This window comes from Staphylococcus sp. SB1-57 (assembly GCF_017086425.1).
Taxonomy (GTDB): Bacteria; Bacillota; Bacilli; order Staphylococcales; family Staphylococcaceae; genus Staphylococcus; species Staphylococcus warneri_A.
Map to the genome: position 1 here is coordinate 39,265 of NZ_CP070964.1, position 21,508 is coordinate 60,772.

The 21,508-nt window shown below is 30.7% G+C and carries 20 protein-coding genes; 14 read left to right on the forward strand and 6 right to left on the reverse strand.

The window, feature by feature from the left end; genetic code table 11:
• Window positions 1-486: 486 nt before the first annotated feature.
• Window positions 487-1,986, forward strand: a complete 1,500-nt coding sequence (locus tag JX000_RS00160; protein ID WP_241004987.1) for a restriction endonuclease — start codon at window positions 487-489, stop codon at window positions 1,984-1,986.
• On the forward strand, window positions 1,955-2,491 hold the full coding sequence (locus tag JX000_RS12080; RefSeq protein WP_241004988.1) for a hypothetical protein: 537 nt from the start codon (window positions 1,955-1,957) through the stop codon (window positions 2,489-2,491). Before JX000_RS00160 ends, JX000_RS12080 begins: the two co-directional genes overlap by 32 nt.
• A gap of 371 nt (window positions 2,492-2,862) precedes the next feature.
• Here JX000_RS12080 and JX000_RS00165 read toward each other — a convergent pair whose 3' ends face one another.
• The 3 genes from JX000_RS00165 to JX000_RS00175 form a co-directional block, all read right to left on the reverse strand.
• Window positions 2,863-3,168, reverse strand: coding sequence for a hypothetical protein (locus tag JX000_RS00165; protein WP_241004989.1), 306 nt, complete (start codon window positions 3,166-3,168; stop codon window positions 2,863-2,865).
• A gap of 75 nt (window positions 3,169-3,243) precedes the next feature.
• Window positions 3,244-3,876: a hypothetical protein gene (locus tag JX000_RS00170; protein WP_145506225.1), complete on the reverse strand. Its 633-nt coding sequence runs from the start codon at window positions 3,874-3,876 to the stop codon at window positions 3,244-3,246.
• A 410-nt stretch (window positions 3,877-4,286) separates the two neighbouring features.
• Window positions 4,287-5,267: a tRNA dihydrouridine synthase gene (locus JX000_RS00175; RefSeq protein WP_145506229.1), complete on the reverse strand. Its 981-nt coding sequence runs from the start codon at window positions 5,265-5,267 to the stop codon at window positions 4,287-4,289.
• Window positions 5,268-5,630: 363 nt separating this feature from the next.
• Here JX000_RS00175 and JX000_RS00180 point away from each other — a divergent pair, with 363 nt between their 5' ends.
• The 5 genes from JX000_RS00180 to JX000_RS00200 all read left to right on the forward strand — a co-directional run bounded on the left by JX000_RS00180 (window position 5,631) and on the right by JX000_RS00200 (window position 11,070).
• The gene (locus JX000_RS00180; RefSeq protein ID WP_107533203.1) at window positions 5,631-6,230 is read left to right on the forward strand and encodes a type I secretion system protein; all 600 of its coding nucleotides are present in this window, start codon (window positions 5,631-5,633) and stop codon (window positions 6,228-6,230) included.
• A gap of 154 nt (window positions 6,231-6,384) precedes the next feature.
• Complete coding sequence (locus JX000_RS00185; RefSeq protein ID WP_002450195.1) at window positions 6,385-6,795, forward strand: phosphate-starvation-inducible protein PsiE; 411 nt, start codon at window positions 6,385-6,387, stop codon at window positions 6,793-6,795.
• Window positions 6,796-7,213: 418 nt separating this feature from the next.
• Window positions 7,214-9,400 carry an AAA family ATPase gene (locus JX000_RS00190; protein ID WP_186364167.1) on the forward strand — a complete coding sequence of 729 codons (2,187 nt, stop codon included), beginning with the start codon at window positions 7,214-7,216 and terminating at the stop codon, window positions 9,398-9,400.
• A complete protein-coding gene (gene mcrC / locus JX000_RS00195; protein ID WP_145506232.1) occupies window positions 9,397-10,437 on the forward strand; it encodes a 5-methylcytosine-specific restriction endonuclease system specificity protein McrC in 1,041 nt (346 codons plus the stop codon). Before JX000_RS00190 ends, mcrC begins: the two co-directional genes overlap by 4 nt.
• Window positions 10,438-10,671: 234 nt before the next feature.
• Window positions 10,672-11,070, forward strand: coding sequence for a nuclear transport factor 2 family protein (locus tag JX000_RS00200; RefSeq protein ID WP_145506234.1), 399 nt, complete (start codon window positions 10,672-10,674; stop codon window positions 11,068-11,070).
• Between the two features lie 2 nt (window positions 11,071-11,072).
• On the opposite strand, the gene JX000_RS00205 is transcribed toward JX000_RS00200, so the two are convergent.
• On the reverse strand, window positions 11,073-11,267 hold the full coding sequence (locus tag JX000_RS00205) for a hypothetical protein (RefSeq protein ID WP_145506237.1): 195 nt from the start codon (window positions 11,265-11,267) through the stop codon (window positions 11,073-11,075).
• Between the two features lie 457 nt (window positions 11,268-11,724).
• Between JX000_RS00205 and JX000_RS00210 the strand changes: the two genes are divergently transcribed.
• The 3 genes from JX000_RS00210 (at window position 11,725) to JX000_RS00220 (ending at window position 14,184) form a co-directional block, all read left to right on the forward strand.
• Window positions 11,725-12,774 carry a PTS sugar transporter subunit IIC gene (locus tag JX000_RS00210; RefSeq protein ID WP_145506240.1) on the forward strand — a complete coding sequence of 350 codons (1,050 nt, stop codon included), beginning with the start codon at window positions 11,725-11,727 and terminating at the stop codon, window positions 12,772-12,774.
• A gap of 204 nt (window positions 12,775-12,978) precedes the next feature.
• Window positions 12,979-13,299, forward strand: coding sequence for a hypothetical protein (locus JX000_RS00215; protein ID WP_206140744.1), 321 nt, complete (start codon window positions 12,979-12,981; stop codon window positions 13,297-13,299).
• A gap of 447 nt (window positions 13,300-13,746) precedes the next feature.
• Window positions 13,747-14,184, forward strand: a complete 438-nt coding sequence (locus JX000_RS00220; protein ID WP_145506246.1) for a hypothetical protein — start codon at window positions 13,747-13,749, stop codon at window positions 14,182-14,184.
• A gap of 126 nt (window positions 14,185-14,310) precedes the next feature.
• On the opposite strand, the gene lip is transcribed toward JX000_RS00220, so the two are convergent.
• Window positions 14,311-16,512, reverse strand: a complete 2,202-nt coding sequence (gene lip / locus JX000_RS00225; protein ID WP_206140745.1) for a YSIRK-targeted triacylglycerol lipase — start codon at window positions 16,510-16,512, stop codon at window positions 14,311-14,313.
• 246 nt (window positions 16,513-16,758) lie between these two features.
• Here lip and JX000_RS00230 point away from each other — a divergent pair, with 246 nt between their 5' ends.
• The 3 genes from JX000_RS00230 (at window position 16,759) to JX000_RS00240 (ending at window position 19,042) form a co-directional block, all read left to right on the forward strand.
• Window positions 16,759-17,013: a type II toxin-antitoxin system Phd/YefM family antitoxin gene (locus tag JX000_RS00230; protein WP_002466398.1), complete on the forward strand. Its 255-nt coding sequence runs from the start codon at window positions 16,759-16,761 to the stop codon at window positions 17,011-17,013.
• Entirely contained in the window at window positions 17,006-17,278 is a 273-nt protein-coding gene (locus JX000_RS00235; RefSeq protein ID WP_107532818.1) for a Txe/YoeB family addiction module toxin, read from the forward strand. Before JX000_RS00230 ends, JX000_RS00235 begins: the two co-directional genes overlap by 8 nt.
• Before the next feature lie 393 nt (window positions 17,279-17,671).
• Window positions 17,672-19,042 carry a CitMHS family transporter gene (locus tag JX000_RS00240; RefSeq protein WP_002450206.1) on the forward strand — a complete coding sequence of 457 codons (1,371 nt, stop codon included), beginning with the start codon at window positions 17,672-17,674 and terminating at the stop codon, window positions 19,040-19,042.
• Window positions 19,043-19,134: 92 nt separating this feature from the next.
• Here JX000_RS00240 and JX000_RS00245 read toward each other — a convergent pair whose 3' ends face one another.
• Complete coding sequence (locus JX000_RS00245) at window positions 19,135-19,773, reverse strand: FMN-dependent NADH-azoreductase (RefSeq protein WP_049425548.1); 639 nt, start codon at window positions 19,771-19,773, stop codon at window positions 19,135-19,137.
• Between the two features lie 292 nt (window positions 19,774-20,065).
• On the opposite strand from JX000_RS00245, the gene JX000_RS00250 reads away from it, so the two are divergent.
• Window positions 20,066-21,496: an MDR family MFS transporter gene (locus tag JX000_RS00250; protein ID WP_206140746.1), complete on the forward strand. Its 1,431-nt coding sequence runs from the start codon at window positions 20,066-20,068 to the stop codon at window positions 21,494-21,496.
• The last annotated feature ends 12 nt before the right edge of the window (window positions 21,497-21,508 follow it).

Sequence of the window (21,508 nt, forward strand, 5' to 3'; positions counted from 1 at the left end):
ATATAAAGAGTAAGTCCTATAAATTTCAATAGAAAAAATTAACTATACTATCAGTATATTAAAGAATATAAAAATGAGCGATATATTACACTAGTTATCTGAAAAGAAATAAAGATAGAAAAAGTTCACTAAAAAGCATAAAACTGTTAGAAGGACAACAATCACAGTATTCGAATTGAATAGGATTGTTGTCCTTATTGAATTTGTTGTTTTTTACTATTAAAATCTTTTAACATTTCGTACCATGTTTCTTCAAAATTTTGTTTAACCTAGAGAGGATGTTACGTCCTAATATATTTAGATTATGAAGGATATTTTTATATAAATATCTAAATTATAAGAAATATTGACAAAATAATATTGTATTGAAAAACTCATTATCGTCCGACATGCAGAAGCGTATCATAAGTGATGCGGTTTTATATATAATTTTAATGTAAAATAATAGATAGACAATAAATTAATACACATTTAGGAGATAAAAAAATGAACCAAATTGACCAATGGAAACATAAATTTAACGCATTACCACGTTTACCTAGATCACAATCTAAATTTGGGTATGTAGATACAATAAAGACTATTTTTCATAAAATAATTACTAACACAGAACTAGAAACTGTTGTAAAAATTGAAGGTAGTGAAACAGAACATACACTAAAACATTACATAGAAATACTATTAAGATATCAATTTATAAAAAAAGATAATGAAAATAAGTATTACCTCACTGAGAGTTTAATAAATTTTGAAGAAGAAAGTTTTAGAGAAAATTTAGCTGAATTTTTGCAATTACATGTGAAATATATATCTGAGTTATTGTTTTTTATAAAAGAACCTAAAACTACAAAAGAAGTCTTAAACTATGCAAATGAAAATTATAATATGTCTTGGAAACAAAACGGACAGATTCATGAGCGACTAGCGTGGTTAAATGATTTAGGCTTAATTAATTCAATGAGTTATAAAAAGTTATATGTTATTAACCAAGAGGGAAGAAATTTTATAGAAAAATATCCACCTTTGAAATCTTTTAATATATCTGAATATATTCAAGATATAACTGCAAATGAAAAATTAATTAAATTACCAGAATGGATTGAGGAGTTAGGTTGGAACGTCAACAACATTGATAGAAAAGATGGATTAGGTTATATTCCAGGAGGTAGAGCAAAAGCAACTGAACTGATATTAAACATAATAGAATTTACTTTAAATGCTAAAGATACAGAGTCATTAAGTAATTATATTAATGATAAGTTCAAGTGCAAGGAATCATCTGTGAATAGTTTTTTAACATTTCTAACTAATTTAAAAATTATAGATAGAATTGGAGAAAAAGTTTACGAAACTTCAGAATATGGTATTAAACTTTTAAATTCTGACCGTCCAGATTTATATCTATTATTTTTTATAAACAAAGAATATAAGTATATTTTTGAAATACTTTTCGTGTTAGAAGAGTCTCCTCAAGAGCCTAAAGAATTAATTGCTAGAGGTGTAACTGAGTTTAATATGAATTCTGAAAGACTTGATAGAATTAGAGAAAGACTAGCCCATTTAAAAAATGCTAAATTGATTTTGAATGATAAAGGTAAAAAGTTAAAATTATCAAATCGTGGGCAGTTATTATTATCAGTATTAAAAGGTAAAATGAGTATTAATAACTCTTCAACTAAAGAAATTGGGTTATTAAAAAATAATGAAGAGAGTTATCAAAATTTATTAAAAGAAGTTCGCTTAGCTTCAACTAATTCTTCTAGTCCACACGATTTCGAAAAATTATTAGAAAAAACATTTATTGAACTAGGTTTTAAAACTAAATTGTTAGCGCAATCAGGCACTACAGATATTTTATTAACTGCTAGAACAGTTCCAGATTATACGTATAAGGTAGCTATCGAGGCAAAGACAAATAAGGAAGGTAAAATTACTGAAAACTTAGTGAATTTTGATGCGCTTAAAGAACATAAAAAAGAAGCATGATGCAGATTTTATAGTAATAGTTGGCAAAAAATTTAATGGAAGATTAAAAAGATTTGCTGAAAACAATCAAGTTTTATTATTGGATATAGATAATCTTGAATTATTAGTGAAAAGGCATCAAGTATACCCTTTACAAGCAATTGAATATAAAAAATTATTTAATCAAGTAGGAGAAGTAGATATAAGCGTTTTGGATAGTACATATAATAGAATGCGTAGATATAATGTACTATTTAAATCGATTATACAAACTTTAATAGAAAATAGTGATGACGAATTTACAAAGGGTATATTAACTATACGTGAAATTTATATGCTTATAAAAAGCATAGATGAGTTTAATGATGAAGATTTAACTAAAGAAGAAGTAGATAATATGTTAAATTTACTTTCAAATCCATTAATTGGGTGTGTAGGAAAGGAAAAAAATGGTTATTATGCGAAAGGATCTTTAGTTGACGCTCAATTAAAATTTGGGTTTTACTATTCTGCATCAATAAAATAAGACACTATTTATGATTTTATGCTTTTTAATCATTGGATACCTTATTTAATTTGAGATGTTTTTGTATAATTTTATCTAGTTGCTGCTATTCTATATCTAATATTTCTATATTTTCTTTTATTGATCTTATTATGATAATTATTTTCTTTTACTTTACAGTGTCGAAAATTTCTATAGATCCGCAAAAATTAAACCAAGATTCATTTCACTCGTAAGTGTTAATGTAAATCTTGGTTTTTTGATTATAATTGGATTTTAGTTTCATAGTCTATAGCTGTTTTAGGGTCATTCCAAATTTGAACCGTTCCATCATCTTTAACTACGATAGTATTAGCTCCTGCACCGGATTTATTATTAGCGTTAATTGTCCATTATGAACCATTGTATTCAGGTTCTTGAAATTTTAATAAATCTGCATTCCTCACTTTATTTATAGCTGCAATAGCATAATCAAAAACGTTATCTCTAGTTACTTTTTGTTGATTCTTTGCAGTTTCGTGGGCTGTAGTTTGCGTTTTTTCTTGACTATTACTTGGACTTTCATTTGATTGATTCTCATTATTAGAGGTTTCACTAATACTTCGAGAGTTACTTCCAATATTTTCTTTTTGCTTAGCCTGTAATTTATTTTTTTCAAATTCTACTTCTTGATATTTGTTGTAACCAAAAAAAAACAACAGATGCTAATATACCAACGATTGCAATCATTGTAATTATACTTAATAATTTTTCATAGTTTAGTCACCTTAAGTTTAATAAGTGCCGCCTTGGCCATTGGCACGTGCTTCTACTTGTCCTCTCAAATAGTTGATATAATCTCCAGAACCTTTAGCTTTGCTATCACCAGCTGCAGCTTCTTTTTCGCTCATTCCTTCTTTATATGCAGCTAAAAATTCATCATCAGACATGTTTTTAGCATCTTCTGCTGTATATTTTGATTGTCCCTTACCTTCACTATCACTAGGGGGAGTTGCACCTCCCGCAGCTGGTTGGAATTTCCCTGCTTCTGAAAATTTTTGTAAGGTAGGTGTCATTTCTTGTGTTGTAATAATCCTATCCCCATTTGTATCTGCTGCATCTATTTCATTTGCTAATATTCGTGCTTCTTCACTGCTAATATTAAAAGCTTTTTCAAGTTGTTTCGCTTTTTCATTATTTACTTCATTTGTGACATTATCTTGTTGTATGTTTTCTGTTGATACTTGGTTTTGATTTTCATTTTCTGTAGTTTTATTTTTATCGATTTTCTTATTCTTCTCATCCTCTAGCTTAGCTTCTTCTTTTTTAAGTTCTAAATCTTTGTAACTCCCATATGCAAATACAACAGCAACGCCCAATATTACAACTAATAAAATAACCCCTAAACTTGCGAAAACTTTCTTCACATAATCATCCCCATTCAATAATTAGTTTAAATTTATATTAATATATTTTGCTACGCTTTTCTATATAAATTTTAAAAATTAATATAGAAAAGATGTATTTATAAAAACAATGGTTTTGCTAGATAAATTTAGATTAATTTAATTTTTCAGATTGAAAAGTATGCTTAAATATATAGAATTAGTTTTGATATGACTATTCTGATGAAAACTCAAATCCTTATTAACTTGCGTGAAATAATTAGACATCAATAGAAACACTTGATAATTCGTATAAAGATGATTATGAAGAAGGTAGTTTTATTAAAAATATAGGTGATATGTATAAAGGTAAAATTGTTGTGTTTAAAAAATATACAATAATCCCCTGTTAACTAAATGATTAACAGGGGATTGTTATGTGTTGAAAATGATTATGATTCTATTTGTTTCTCTCTTTGTGCTTCGAATTCATCTAGTAATTCGCGTGCTTCAGCGATGGATTGTGTATTCATTAATTGATGTCGTAGTTGGCTCGCACCTTTAATGCCACGTACGTAAATTTTAAAGAATCTACGTAAACTTTTGAATTGTCGGTCTTCATCTTTGTCATATTTTTGGAATAATGATAGATGTAATCGTAATAGACCTAGTAGTTCTTCGCTAGTATGTTCACGTGGTTCTTTTTCAAAGGCAAATGGATTGTGGAATATGCCTCTGCCAATCATCACACCATCAATGCCATATTTTTCAGCTAGTTCAAGTCCAGTTTGTCTATCTGGAATATCGCCATTAATTGTTAATAAAGTATTAGGTGCTATCTCATCACGTAATTGTTTAATCGCTTCAATTAATTCCCAATGCGCATCAACTTTACTCATTTCTTTACGTGTACGTAGATGGATCGATAAGTTCGCGATGTCTTGTTCGAAGACATGTTTTAACCAATCACGCCATTCATCTATTTCATAGAAACCAAGACGTGTTTTAACACTTACCGGTAGACCTCCCGCTTTCGTTGCTTGAATAATTTCAGCGGCCACTTCAGGTCTAAGAATAAGGCCAGATCCTTTACCTTTTTGAGCAACATTTGCAACAGGACAGCCCATATTTAAATCAATACCTTTAAATCCCATCTCCGCTAAACCAATACTCATTTCACGGAACTGTTCAGGTTGATCGCCCCAAATATGTGCTACCATAGGTTGTTCATCTTCACTAAACGTTAGGCGACCACGCACACTGTGAATACCTTCAGGGTGACAAAAGCTTGCAGTATTCGTAAATTCAGTGAAAAACACATCAGGTCTCGCAGCTTCACTAACCACATGACGAAAGACAATATCCGTCACGTCCTCCATAGGTGCCAAAATAAAAAATGGCCCTGGCAATTCACTCCAAAAATTTTCCTTCATAATATATTTAAACCTTCTTCTTTATTAGTATCTCGCATTTTTACGCATAATGATATTACCACAAAGGGGGGAGATATACAAAGTGAAGTTGACTATTCATAGTTTATAAAAATGAGATGAAAAGGAACAGATTGATTATTTTTCAGGAGTAATATTAAATTTATTTTTGATTATTACTGTAATCATATAGTATTATATCTTTTATATATAAATTATAGAATTTGACACTCGCTATATTGTTATATCTACAAATTGGATATAAATACATTCAAATAAGCAAAAAGAGACGTGCGATATACATTGTAAATTTCAATTAAACTATAGGTTAGAAATTTATAAATAATATAAAATAGGGGTGTTAATATGGCGGAATTTATCGCAGCAATAATAGGTGGTATTTTATCTTTAATCGGTACTTTTTCAGCAATTTTTCTTCAATTTAAAAATCAAAAGAAAGAAAAGGATGAAGAATATCATAATGATTTAGTCAGTATGATAGACATCATTACATATAAAGCTGCTAAAGTAAGAAATAATGAGTTGAACTTTAAAAATGCAAATTATAGTAAAGAAAATACAATTGAAATTTACACGGATATTGAACAAGATTTTAAGTCATTAGATTATCAGATACAGGATTTGATTACTATGATGAGTCATCATATAGATCGTTCAAATACTGCTATTCAAGAATTACTTAGTTATTACGAACCTTTTGAGCGTCAGTTTAACAAATTTAAAGTTGCATATAAGATATATAATCAAAGATACGAAGATGAAGCATTTGATAAAAATGCGATTGCATTTTCAAAAATAAAATTAGATCAAAGTATTGAAAAATTTGTAAATAATATGAAAAAGTTTGCTAAAGAGAACTATAATCATGAGATTTATGAGCCGAATTTAAATAAAATTATAGATAAAAACGAAGCTATTAATGTTCAAAAATATAAGAAGTCATGATTAATTGAGAGAGCATTAAAAGTAGAATATTCGTATCATAAGTTGAAAAGAAATTTAAATGCTATATAATAAATCGGGTTGGTATTTCAACCCGATTTTGTGTTGAATAGGAAAATTAACATTGAATACTAAAAAAGGCTCATTAAGGAGAAAAATGAAGAAATTTACGCCTGAAAAGATAAGTGAACAGTTTTCTAAATTGTTGTTATTAGCAGTTAATATTTGTATTGGTCTCATTGCGATAACACTTGTTATATTTTTATTTACCGAGTGTTTTGGTTTCTTTCAAAACTTATTTTTACAAGATAAAGACTTGAAATATAGCCAAGTTATTGAAGATTTATTGGTATCGTTCATGTATATTGAGTTTATTCTACTCATTATTCAATATTTCAAACACAATTATCATTTTTCGTTACAGTACTTTATTTATATCGGTATTACAGCGATTGTCAGAATTATTATAGTAGAACATAGCGATGCTACTGAGACAATCTTGTTAGTCGCTAGTATATTTATACTAACGATTTCACTATACTGTTTACGAAAATTTACGATTGATTAAAATCAAATACTAAACTTTAAGAGGGAAGCATGTGTGAACGCACTGTTCCCTTTTTTTATTTATAAAAGGGAATGGAATAATTATGACTTATTCTTTGGAGTGTTTTTCGTACATGGAATTGAATTATGCAATATAGTGTCAGTAATATCGTAAATATGTAGTAATTAAATATATAATTATTTGTATAAAATGGATGAGTTTTCCCTTTAATATATTTATTTTCTACTCTGAATTATTAGAAGGTATAAATAATCATGTAAATTGTGCGTCAGTTATTTTTTGATAAAACTAATTGTATCTAACTTCTTATGAAAATAGTATTTAAAACAACCAAATAAAGTATGGTATTACAACATTAATGCATGTAAAATGTATATTAAATGCATGTTATTTAAAATTATAGGGGGTGTACTATGAGATGTATGATTATGAGTTAAAAGAAGAGAGTGCAATAAGTTATCAATCTATCGATAAAACATGGATTGAATTTTATAATGAGTTTGCTATGAAGTTATTAAAGTTTCGTGAACATCGTGAACAATTAATTCAAAATGTAAAAAAGGCATATCAGATTGCTGATATTAAATTGCCTACTTTAGAAAAGGATAATCAATTAATAGATATTGATCCTTTTACTGTACTTGCATTATTTAATAAAAGCTCTTTAAAAACATCAAATAAGATAAAAATTGCAGAAGCATTTTCTAAGATTTTAGAAATTGAAGCTAAGGTTCCTACAAATTTTGAAGGGATACCAACGGTCAATAATATGAATGCTACTTTTTATGATTTTGTAGGTATACGCAAAGATAACGATATTGATGAGTTATGGTCATTATTTGAAATTGCAATAAAATATTCAATTGAAAAAAGTGAATATAATAAAGATCAATTTATACGTTATTTTGATTTCATTATAGATAAGAGAGGAATAGGAAATAGTAAATTAACAAGCGCTTTATTTTGGATTTCACCTGAAGATTATTTAAACCTTGATAAACGAACGGTTTGGTATATTTATCAATCAGGAAAAGTCCCTGAAATGATTATTAATCAGTTACCTAATGTTTCAACTTATCTGAGTGGAAAAGACTATTTAAAAGTTATCGATGTTATAAAGGAATATTTATCTAGTTCTAAAACCGTATTGAATCAGATAGTTGATTTAAGCTTTGAAGTTTGGAGATATTCCGAAGAAATAAATGAACTTAAGGATAAAACATCTAAAGTAGTGGCAGGGTCAACTGATACAGATCAAGATATTCCATCTAAAAATTATTGGATGTTATGTTTAGATTCACAAGAAAGAAATTGGGAATGGTTCTATGATAATGGATGTATTTCTATAGGATATAATGAACTTAATGATATATCCAAATATTTCAAAAAAGAAGAAATAGAAAAGAAACTTCAAAATACCTATGGTGATGAACGCAATTATACTAACGTTACTAATACCATTTATCAGTTTATTAATGAAATGGCTATAGGTGACATAATATATGTAAAAAATGAGCAAGATATGATACTTGGTTGGGGAATTGTTTCTTCAGATACTAAATACGTGCTTGATAAAGAATTTTCTAATATACGTTATATTGATTGGAAAAACAAAGGTGAATGGAAAAGCTATCTTGAAACTACAGATAAAGTATTAGATGATATTACCCCATATAATGAACTTATTAAAAAATTAAACATGTTATTCAATCAAGATAGTATGAATGAAATTAATTCTGTAAAGGAAAATTATCTTGTTTATGAAGTTACAGATTTCTTAAATGAAGTGTATATGAATGAAGATGAGTATTATAGATTAATTCAGTTATTGGAAATGAAGAAAAATGTTATATTGCAAGGCCCTCCTGGTGTGGGGAAAACCTATATTGCAAAGCGTTTAGCGTACTCTATGATGGTAGTGAAAGATAAAAGTCGTGTTAAAATGGTTCAATTTCATCAAAGCTACTCGTACGAAGATTTTATTATGGGGTTCAGACCATCTAAGAATGGATTTGAATTAAGAAATGGAACCTTTTATAATTTTTGCAAACTAGCTGAGGAAGATAGCGAGAATAGCTATTTCTTTATCATTGATGAAATCAATCGTGGGAATTTAAGTAAAATATTTGGGGAGCTATTTATGTTAATTGAAAATGATAAACGAGGTGCTGAGCTCGAATTATTATATGCAGATGAGAAATTTTCTGTTCCACCAAATATTTATATCATTGGTATGATGAATACAGCTGATCGCAGTTTAGCAATATTAGATTATGCGCTTCGCAGACGTTTTGCGTTCTTTGATATGACTGTATCGTTTGATAATGTTGGATTTAAATTGTATCAAGATAGTTTATCGAGTGAAAAATTTGATGCTCTTATTCAATGTGTTCAAAATTTAAATCTTGATATTGTAAACGATGATTCACTTGGAGAAGGATTTACAATTGGACATAGCTATTTTAGTAATTTAAGTTATGTTACTGATCTTATACTATCTAATATTGTAGAATTTGAGATCATACCTCTAATTAAAGAATATTGGTTTGATGAACCATCTCAAGTAGATTTATGGACTGATAAATTAAGGACCTCGATAAAATGATAGAAATAAGAAACATTTATTATATGTTGACTTATGCTTTTTCTGTTTTGAAAGAAAATACTTATGTAAATGTCATCGCAGAAGATTTTGATAATGCTAATGAGTTATATACAGCTATTTTAATAAAAGGTGTTTCAAATCAAATTAAGCGTGGTTTACACTATGAATATATTGAAAAACAAGAAGCATTAACAATGGTTCGAGGAAAAATTGATATTTCAGAGTCTATTAGTAATTTGGATATATTAAATAAAAAACTTAGTTGTGTATATGATGAATGTTCAATAAATAATTATTTAAATCAAATTATTAAATCAACAATGTTACTTCTGATTAATGAAGATATCTCAAAGGAAAGAAAAAAGAAATTGAAAAATCTATTGATTCATTTCAGTTCTGTTAATCAAATAGATTTAAGCAGTATTAATTGGAATATGCGTTTTACACGAAATAACAAGACATACAAAATGTTAATTGCCATATGTAATTTAATTGTCGAAGGTCTTTTACAATCAAATAACGAAGGAAATAGACAAGTACTGGACTTTAAAGATGAACAACGTATGTCACACTTATATGAAAAGTTTTTATTTGAATATTTTAAGAAAACTTTTCCACAATTGAGTGTAACTGCAGCACACATACCATGGAAATTAGATGATGATGAATCCTCAATGTTACCAACTATGAAAAGTGATATTATGATTTCTAATAAAAAGGATTACTTAATCATAGATGCTAAGTTTTATAAAAAGTCCTTACAAAACTATTATGATACTTATAAAATACATTCTGCAAACCTTTATCAGATATTTACTTATGTAAAAAATCATGCTTTTTATATAAGGGAGAAAGAAGTAAATACAAATGTATCTGGCATGCTCTTATATGCTAAAACAGATGAAGAAAAGACACCTGAAAATAAGTTTCAAATGAGTGGCAACCTTATTAGTGTTAAATCATTAGACTTGAACTGTGAATTCTCACAGATTAAAAAACAATTAAATCAAATTATTATGGAACATTTTGAAATATAAATGTTTGATACAGTTCTATTGTTTACGAAAATTTACGATTGATTAAAATCAAATATTAAACTTTAAGAGGGAAGCATGTGTGAACGCACTGTTTCCTTTTTTATTTATGGAACTAAGCGATATGCGATACTATTAAGATAAAAGATGTATATTATTTATTTTATTGTTACACTATTATTGAAATGAAATTATTTCAATTGTAATTATATAATAATTGATTAAAGGAGTTTTATCATGAACAAAATAGACTTAAAAACTACGATAAAATCACTTTATAATGACATCTTAATTGATTTGAATTTGGATAAAATAAATAACTATTTTGCGCCCACATACGTACAAACGACAGATCATGTTTCCACTAATTTTGATGAATTTAAAGCACATCTAAAAAAGTTAAAAGAAGTTGTTTCAAGTTTGAAAATCAGTCATTTTAAAACGATAATCATTGATGAAAATCAAAATGCTGTGTTTCTACGTTATGACGTAGAAGTAGAGAAAAAGAATGGAAACCAAGGCATCATAGAAGTGTATGCGGAGTTTACATTTAACGATGAAGGAAAAGTTATGACATGTAACGAATTAACATTACCATATCATGAAGCGCTTAAAGGCATAGGTAGGATTAAATAAACTTAATTATCATCGTCATTTTGTTTGTCTTTCGTACTTGGAACTAAACAATATAGTGTCAGTAATATTGTAAAAGCATAGCCGAAATATTGTCTGCTGCTATAGGGCATATCAGTGAACCCTATAATTATAAGCACGGTAATTAAATCTATAGCCATGAGTATAAGATATATACGCTTTCTTGTTTTTCGCTTCATACTCATCTTCCTTTTGTGAATAAATATAGATTAATTATATGATTTAGATAGCCTATTCAAACTTAATCAAAACGGCAAAACTAATTATTCTATCTTAAGTTAACATGTTGTTATAAAAGTGTAAAAACACCTAATTCGATTTAGTAGTTGATAACTAGGCGGAAAATTTATTTAACATATTCGAAGAGCGTTGATACCCAATATGTGTGATTCACTTACAGTTTATGTAATAGTTGATTATGGCGGGGCTTTTTAACAACTCACATTATATAGCCCAAACAATCGTATCAAATAACTGTTGCTATTCTAAAAAATCATGGTATTATAATCATAACTTCAAACACTTTCGTATAAATTCATACGTTTATGTATGAGTTCGGCGAGAGTGTTTTTTTATTAATAAGGTTTGTTATCACGTGCTTTAAAATCAAGAAAGAAAATATGAGGTATTTGAATTATGGGCGAAAAACAATGGATTACACCCAGATCATTTTTATTTAATATATTAAATGGATTAGCGATAGCAATCGTTGTAGGTATGCTTCCTAACGCGATTTTAGGAGACTTGAGTAAATACTTAAGTCAGTATAATGAGATATTTTCAAAAATAGCAGTTGTAGTACAAGGCATTCAATATACGATTCCCATATTAACGGGTGTCTTAATTGCGATACAGTTTAATTTAACACAATTACAAACAGCTGTGGTTGGTGCAGCAACATTTGTCGGTTCTGGTGCAACGACAATTACAAATCACCAATGGGTCATTATAGGTATTGGAGATTTAATTAATACCATGATTACCGGAGCGATTGCAGTAGGTATTATTTTAATCATCGGAGATCGTGCAGGTAGTTTAAATATGATTATCTTACCCATCGTTGCCGGTGGTATTCCTGGCCTCTTAGGATTATTATTACTGCCGTATACCAAATTGATAACAGTGGGGATAGGTAATGTTGTTAATAGCTTAACAAATACACAACCTATCATTATGACAATTCTAATATCAGTGATATTCTCTATTCTTATTGTGTCACCGATATCTGCGATTGGAATTGGTATTGCCATTGGTATTTCAGGGCTCGCAGCAGGTTCAGCAGCTATAGGTGTCTCTGCTAGTGCTATTATGCTAGCGCTAGGGGCATGGCGTGTTAACAAAGTAGGTGTTCCGATTTCAGTGTTACTTGGTGCCGTTAAATTAATGATGCCTAATACCATTCGACATCCTATTATATTTTTACCAATTACTTGTACCGCTGCAGTATCAGGACTCGTAGGCGGGTTGCTTAATATTAAAGGTACACCTGATTCGGCTGGGTTTGGTTTAATTGGATTAGTAGGCCCAATTAAGTCATTAAACTTATTAGGTACTAGTATGGGTAGTGGCTTGCTATTGGTTGCGATAACTTATGTCATCGTACCAATCATATCAGCTATCTTTTTCAATTATCTATTTGTGAAAATATTGAAACTCTATAAAACAGATGTATTTATTTTTAAATAACTTTATATAAGCTAAAGGCAATTTCTATGATTGAGATAGAAGTTGCCTTTTTTCTATATAAAATGACTATTTCAAATATATTTTAGGGTATAGTTTTATTAAGAAATAAATAATCATAAAAATGAATTCATAAATAGTTTAAAAGTTCAGTCTGATTAGAACATTATTAATCGTAGTTACTAAATTAATGAGAGGAGAAATATGATGGAAATTAATTTAGAACACCCAGTGTATAAAGTTCAAGTTTCAATGAAATTACTTACATCTCAAGGCGTGCCCGGGACACTATATTTACTAAAAGACATGATTTATTTTGAAGCAGATGGATTACTGAAAGGTTCAGAGATTAAAAACGAATTTCACTTTAATGAAATAAAGAGTTTGAAATTTGGTTTATCATTTAGTCCGTATAGAATAGTAATAACCGAAAACAATAATGAAAATTGGATATTTGATTACGTGTCACGTAAAGAAGGTAAAAAATTTGTAGAATTATATGAGGCTATCAAAGAAAGTAACTCATAGATAACGCGCAATAGTAAAAATGCCAATTCACCTTTAATGATAGGTGGATTGGCATTTGTTTTATATGATGACTTTCTACAACTCACACTACTAATCAGTCACTTTTTCGTTTCTTATAGCCTCGTTTTTCCAACATATATATCAATATATGACCATTTTTTATTTATAAATGAAAACATTTTAAGTTATAAGAAATATTTATACATAACTTTAAAAAATATATAGTAAGTTGTTACAAAATAAGATAATATAAAATCAATAGACTTAAATTTATAAAAAGTAGCACAACCAAATGGTTTGTTGTCAGGTTCCAATGAAGTAGGTCAGAATGATAAATTTTGTCAACATTACGGTACCGATTTAACTGTGATAGAGACTATTATGTAGGTATTTTAATAGTTTATAACAATATGAAAAGGAATTTGGAAGAAAAAACGGGGGAAAACGATGAAAATATTTTTGTCTATCTTAGCATGTGTATGCTTAGTTATTATAATCTTGGCGACTGGTTTATGGGGATATTCTTCTTATAAAAATATCGTAACTAAAGAGAAAGAAATGCATAAAACAGAACATAAAGAATCAAAAAAGAAAACAACTAAAGAAAATAATAAACAAACACCTGAAGATACAATGCAAAATAATCAAAATACTGTTAATCAACCAGTAAGCCAACCTCAACAGCCTGTAACAAATATAGCGGATACTCAACCTAAAACAGAAAGAAAAATCGATGAAAAGGAAGAACATTCTGACGAAACGATGCCTGAAATAGAGGTTTATGACTATACGGATGATAACGGAGATGGTAAACCAGAAACGATTAATGGTAGTCCAGCTGGGGATGTTGGCCAAGGTGGCGTCCCAGGAGAAACCGTTCATTAGATGAAGAATTTATATAGTTTCAAGAATAAAAGTAAATCATTAAATATATCTTTAAAATAGAATAATAACCCCTTCTATATTGACTATTTGTTTAAATATAGAAGGGGTCTTAATTTTTATAAATGTTTATTGATCAGTCTCTTTTTCGTTTCTTACAGCATCGTTCAATAGGTTATCCCAGAAGCCTTGGAATTGCCCGATTGAGATGCCGTTTTCATCTTTTTGTGTTCCGACAAAGTCGCCATGGTCCCAATCGTGTTGGACAGGTGTGACTTGCCATACGCCTTTTTGAATTTGATCTGTAGCATCGACATATTTTTGATTAGATGGATGTTGTGCCGAAACTACTGATACTAGACCGTCATTTTCTCGCCAAGCTTTATCGTCTAATTTACCAATTACATTGGTAGTTGGTAAATATTTAATATTCATATGATTATTACGATGATGGATACCGTTTTTATCTGGGTCAGATGATTCGCCAGTATATGTTTTATAAACTATATTTGGGTTGAGTGACGTATGATTATTCAACTCTTGTGCACCTTCAGTTGTTAAATCATAGAATCCATTATCTTTTGTCTTCCATAAGTTACTATTTTCAACGCGTTTTACATAGTCTATATAAGTTTCATCAGGTCTCTGTTTTAATCCCCATTGAGTTAAACCAAGATCGGCACGAGAGAATTTATTACCTTGTGATTTCGCAAAATCATAAACAGCTTGTCTCACAATTGCCTCATTACCTAGTAAATCAGAGGCGTGTGTGCCGTTATGAGGTGACGCTAACGTAGTAATGGAAGAAATCATGTTATCTTGTCCACCTTTATATAATGGTGAAATGTCACCACCATGTTGCTTTTGATATTCGATTTCTTCAGGATTTCCATTACGTAATATTTCTTCTAATAAACGAACGGTTTGTCCACCCATACTATGGCCAATTAAATGGATTTTCTGGCCGGGTTTCCAATCTCTATAGGCACCTGCATAAGATTTGCCATAACGTTCATGACCATATTTAGCTGCATGTGCCGCACCATAATCTACAGTGCCACCTTTGATATAGTAGTACAATTCAACCGCACGATCATAGTTACTACCTAATGCACTTACACTAGCTTCACTCACGTTATAACCTTTTGCACGTGCTTCTTGTGTGATGTTAAGACGTTCGCCACCCCAATAATTACTATCTCCTAAACCAGGTCCATTATCAGCTGTAAAACCATTAAATCCATGAACAAGTATAATAGGGTCATGATTTTTATATTGTTGTTGAGGCGCTACCTTATTCGTCTGATCTTTAGTAGGTTGAGTAGCCTGTGCTTTGGATTTGTTGTTATGTATGGCTACCGCATTTTTAGTTAATGTATTTAGACCATCTTTAGATTGATCATCGTCATTATCTGCAGGTGTACTATCTTTAGTCGCTTGTTTATCTAGGTTATCTAAATTGATATGGCTCTCAGTCGATGTTGTTTGATCTTGTTTAGATGAATCTAGTGAATGAACTGGCACCTCTTGTGAAGCACTAGCATCTTTAGCTGTAATATGTTGTGTTGTAGATGGATGTTGTGCTGATGAGGACTTTGAAGGTGTTACATTGACATCTTTATGTGAGTCAGTCTGCGGGACCTCTTGTGTACCTTGGTTCTCTAAAGATGAATCTTCTTGTGATACATGTTTATTTTTTTGAGCATTATCCTCAACAGGTTCTTTAGAAGACTGTTCTTGTTTATCTGCTTTAGATGTTATATTTGACTTTGATGGTACAAGTTTTGAATCTTCATTAGGTTTAGATGTTTCATCAATATCTTGCTTTGTATTGTTAGGTTCTTGTTTGCTTGGAGTTGATTTGTCATTTGAAGCTGGTGTCTCATTTGAGTCGACTTCAGGAGATTGTTCTGAATTGTCTTGAGATGACGTTTGAACTGTATCATTTGTCTTTGTAGTTTCATGTGAAACGTCATTAGTTTTATGATTAATATGTTTAGAATTTTGGATTGTTTGATTAGTTGATGTATCCTGCATGTTGTCAGTGTCTTGATTTGATGTTTGTGTCGAATTAGACTTAGGACGTTCAACATTCGTATTATTTGTATCAGAATCTTTCGCTTTTGTAGATTCTAAAGATTGTTGTTGCGTTTGATCAGAGTTAGATGATTCAGTTGTTTCTTTAACATTTTGTATAGTAGTTTGATCTTGTGGTTCAGTTTCTGCTGCTTGTGCAGATTCCACTCCAACAAATAACATAGATGCAACGATGATGGAAGATGCACCTACACTTAACTTACGAATACTATAAGAATTCTTTCTGTTTTTCATGTTATTAGCACCTCTATCTGTTAAATCTGGATTATGAGCAACATTTAAAAATGAAATGCCGACAGATTAACAACGTACTTCAGAAAATCCGACGACACCCCCATCATAAATTAAGATTATGAACGTAATATAAATTTCTCTTTACAACTTCTTAAAGTTCCATCAAACAAAGGTACGTGTGAGCAACAATACACTTTACTTATTGTACAGGTTTTTGTACAATTTCATTAAAAGGAGGTACAGATTATGGCAATAGTATCGTACTCAATAGCTAGAAAAAATTTTAGAAGTTTAATAGATAAAGTTAACAACGATTCAGATGCGGTGACTATAACAACTAATGATAGCAATGCTGTATTGATTTCGGAGTCAGATTACAATGCGATGATGGAGACATTATACCTCCAACAATCCCCTGCTAATGCCCAACACTTGGCTAAATCTATAGAAGATGCTGAGCGTGGAAATACAATAGAGGTAGATTTAGAATCATATGAGTAGATTAAATATTTTATTTACACCTGATGCATTTGAAGATTATAAATATTGGCAAATTCTTGATAAAAAATTATTAAAAAAGATTAACCATTTGATAAAATGTATAAATCGTAATGGCCCACTCGAAGGTGAAGGAAAACCTGAAGCTTTGAAAGGTAATTTTAAAGGATATTATAGTAGAAGAATCAATTTTGAACATAGGTTAGTTTATAAAGTACATGATTCAGAAATCATTATTGTTTCTTGTAAATATCATTATTTTAAATAATTTACTATGGTCTCTAAGCAACAGATTGATATATTTGAGTTCAAGGGAGAGAGACAGAAATAATATTTTCTTAAAATTTATTTCGTTGTCCCACCCCGGCAAGGTTGACTAGAAATGAAAAAGCTTGGTACAAGCACATTTTCATTTCAGTCAACTACTGCCTAAATATGAATGTAACTTGAAATATATATTTATGTCCTAGACTGTTTTAATATGGATGTGTAATGATCCAATCTATTTCCCATACGAATTACATATTTCCTCATAAACCATGTTATGATAAAATATTTTAAAGCGCTTACATTTTTCTAAAAATTAAAACGATTTGGTATTTTAGTATTTTGTAATCAAATGCAATATCGTCGTTTCACTATTTAAAAGGGGATGTTAATCATGCAAGGGGATAGTATGTGGTTAACGATTGTTGGTTTAGCAATTATTATTTCAATTGTAGGATTGCTAATTGCTAAGAAGATTAGTCCGGTTGTGGGTATGACATTGATTCCATGTATCGGTGCTTTAATTTTAGGCTATAGTGTTGCCGATTTGGTGAAGTTCTTTGATAAAGGGTTAGCGCAAGTGATGAACGTTGTCATTATGTTCATTTTTGCGATTATTTTCTTTGGTATTATGAACGATAGTGGTCTGTTTAAACCACTTGTGAAGCGGTTGTTACTGATGACACGTGGTAATGTAGTCGTCGTTTGTATTATGACGGCATTACTTGGAACGATTGCACAACTCGATGGCGCAGGTGCGGTAACGTTTTTATTATGTATTCCCGCCTTATTACCATTATATAAAGCATTAAATATGAGTCGCTATTTACTCATTTTACTACTAGCGCTCAGTGCAGCAGTGATGAATATGGTGCCTTGGGGTGGTCCAATGGCGCGTGTCGCAACCGTATTAAAAGCTAAAAGTGTCAATGAATTATGGTATGGTTTAATACCAATTCAAATAATTGGTTTTATTCTCGTTATGTTACTTGCAGTGTATTTAGGTTTTAGAGAAAAGAAACGTATTCAAAAAGGGATCGCAAAGGGAGAAATTGAACAAACTCAAGATATTGATATACATAAACTTGTTGCACATTATGAACATGAACAAGATATTAAGTTTCCAGTAAGAGGTCGTGCTAGAGAGCATGGGTCTATTAAGTGGATTAATACATTGTTAACTTTATTAGTTATGGTTGCAATGTTAACGAATATCGCTCCGCCAGAATTCGCATTTATGATAGGTGTCTCTATTGCTTTAATCATTAACTATAAGAGTGTAGATGAACAAATGGATCGCTTAAAAGCACATGCACCTAATGCATTAATGATGGCTGTTGTCATTGTAGGAGCAGGGATGTTCTTAGGTATTCTCGATGAGACGGGTATGCTTAAAGCAATCTCTACAAGTTTCATTCATATTATTCCGCAACCAGTCGGACCGTATATTCACATTATTGTAGGTATCTTTGGTGTACCACTTGATTTATTAACAAGTACGGACGCCTACTATTTCGCATTGTTACCTATTGTTAAACAAACAGCCGCTGAATTTGGTGTATCACAAGTGTCTACTGCTTATTCAATGGTGATTGGTAATATTATAGGTACTTTCGTAAGTCCATTTGCGCCAGCAGTATGGCTTGCACTTGGTTTAGCCGAAGCCAACATGGGCACATATATTAAATATGCCTTCTTCTGGGTATGGGGCTTTGCTATTGTATTGTTACTTATTGCAATGTTAATAGGTACAGTAGCCTTTTAACTACAGGGAAGTGTTAAGGCAGTCTAAAAAATAAGCGTAGTACAGAACATGATGGTTAAGTACTACGCTTGATTTATATGGTCATTGATATATTATGAATAAAATGCGTCAAAGACTTGATCGATATCTTTAGCTGCGTCTTTGATAATATCTTCTTTAGGTAAAATGGATGTACCTTGTGCACGTGCAATGTAGAATTCATCAAAGCCCATAACTTCTTTGAACATTTCTCTTAAGTAATGGTATGAGAATTCAAGAGGTGTATAACGATCTTCATTGGTATAAATACCACCACTTGCTTGTAATAGTAATGCTTTATAATCATCTGTCATTAGTCCAACTGAGCCATCGTCTGTATATTTAAATGTTTCTCTAGGAATCATAATATTATCGATGTAATCTTTTAAACGAGATGTGATATTGAAGTTGTGTAATGGTGTCAAAATCACAATACGATGATGTGCTTTAAATTGTTGTACTAAAAATGTAGATTTCTCAGCAACTTGTTGCTCTTCTTCAGATAACGGTGTACCCGCGCCAAGTTTATTCCACACGTTTAATAATTGCTCGCTATCAAGACGAGGTAATAAACCTTCATATAAGTTAAGTTCTTCAATCTCTCCATTAGGAAATGCTTCATTATATTTTTCTAAAAACATAGCTTTCATTTGAGCAGTATAAGTACTGTCATTATTAAAATCAGGATGTGCGTTAATAAGTAACGTCTTCATAGTTAAATACTCCTTTGTATGTAATATGACAAGTATACACGGTTACATCATAAATTCCTATTACTATTGACTCTCAAATACATTAAATATAATGGGCAATCTATTCACATTAAAATACACGACATCATTACTTTCGCGTCGTTCAATTTCACACATTTTATTTCAACACACACAAATATTTTCAACAGTTAGGAATAATTTAGCGCCTTTTAAGTAAAATGGTTTGCTAAGCTAACTAAAAATGATACAGTTTTTCGTGGACAATTTTAAGAAAGGAGTAGGGTGTCGTGTCGTGTCGAGTAGTGAAATGACAATAGCAAAACGAAATACGATTGTAGTAGTGATGTTAATCAGTGCATTCGTAGCTATGTTAAATCAAACCATTTTGAATACTGCATTACCGGCGATTATTTCAGGTTTAGGTATTCCTGAAACAACAGCACAATGGTTGATTACAGGATTTATGTTGGTTAACGGTGTTATGATTCCACTTACTGCATTTTTAATGGATAGATATTCCACACGTGGTTTATATATTTTTTCTATGGCTGCCTTTTTAATTGGATCTTTAGTGGCAGCACTTTCCCCAAACTTTAGTATTTTAATGGTGGCTCGTGTGATTCAAGCAATAGGCGCAGGTATCTTATTGCCGCTCATGCAATTTACCGTGTTCACCTTATTCCCAGTAGAAAAACGTGGATTTGCGATGGGACTAACAGGTATTGTCGCACAGTCTGCACCTGCGATTGGACCAACGTTAACGGGATTACTCATTGATGCGTTTAGTTGGAGAATGCCGTTTTACGTCGTCGCAACGATTGCTATTATTGCCTTTGTGATTGGTTACTTCTTCGTTGAAAACCATAGCTCTCCAAAAGATACTGCTTTAGACAAGATTTCTGTTGTATATTCTACCTTTGGTTTCGGCCTCATTTTATTCTCGTTTAGTAGTATCAGTACGTTGGGTATAACGTCACCAGCTGTAATCATTACATTTATTTTAGGTGTAATCGTGATTGCCATCTTTACATTCCGTCAGTTAAATATTGACCATCCATTGTTAAATTTACGTGTCTTTAGAAGTAAGACATTTACCTTATCAGCAGTAGCATCTATGTTGCTATTTATTGGTATCGTTGGCCCTGCATTACTCATTCCTATGTATGTACAAACAGGTTTAGGACTATCAGCGGTATTATCAGGGTTAGTGATTTTACCTGGTGCCGTGTTTAATGCATTTATTTCTGTTTATACAGGTAAGGTATTTGACCGTTTCGGATTACGTGTCCTAGTGATACCTGGCTTCACATTGTTGATTATTATGACGATTCTTCATACATTTTTATCAACAGATACGCCATTTTGGTATGTCGTCGTTATTTATGCGATTCGTATGTTCTCAGTCGGTTTATTAATCATGCCATTGAATACTGCAGGACTTAATGCATTACAATCGGAAGAAATATCTCATGGTACAGCAATTATGAATTCATTACGTATTATCGCTGGGGCAATGGGCACCGCAGTGAGTATTACGATTCTTTCCATTGTATCTAAAAATGATCTAGCGGGTAGTCATACCGGGCAGTCTAAAACTGAAATGATGCGAGCAGCTACGGTGCATGGTGTAGATGCAGCATTTATATTTACAACCATCTTGATTGTGATTGCATTTATTCTATGTTTATTCATCAAAGATAAGACAAAAACTTCTAGAAAATAATAAAATTATAAA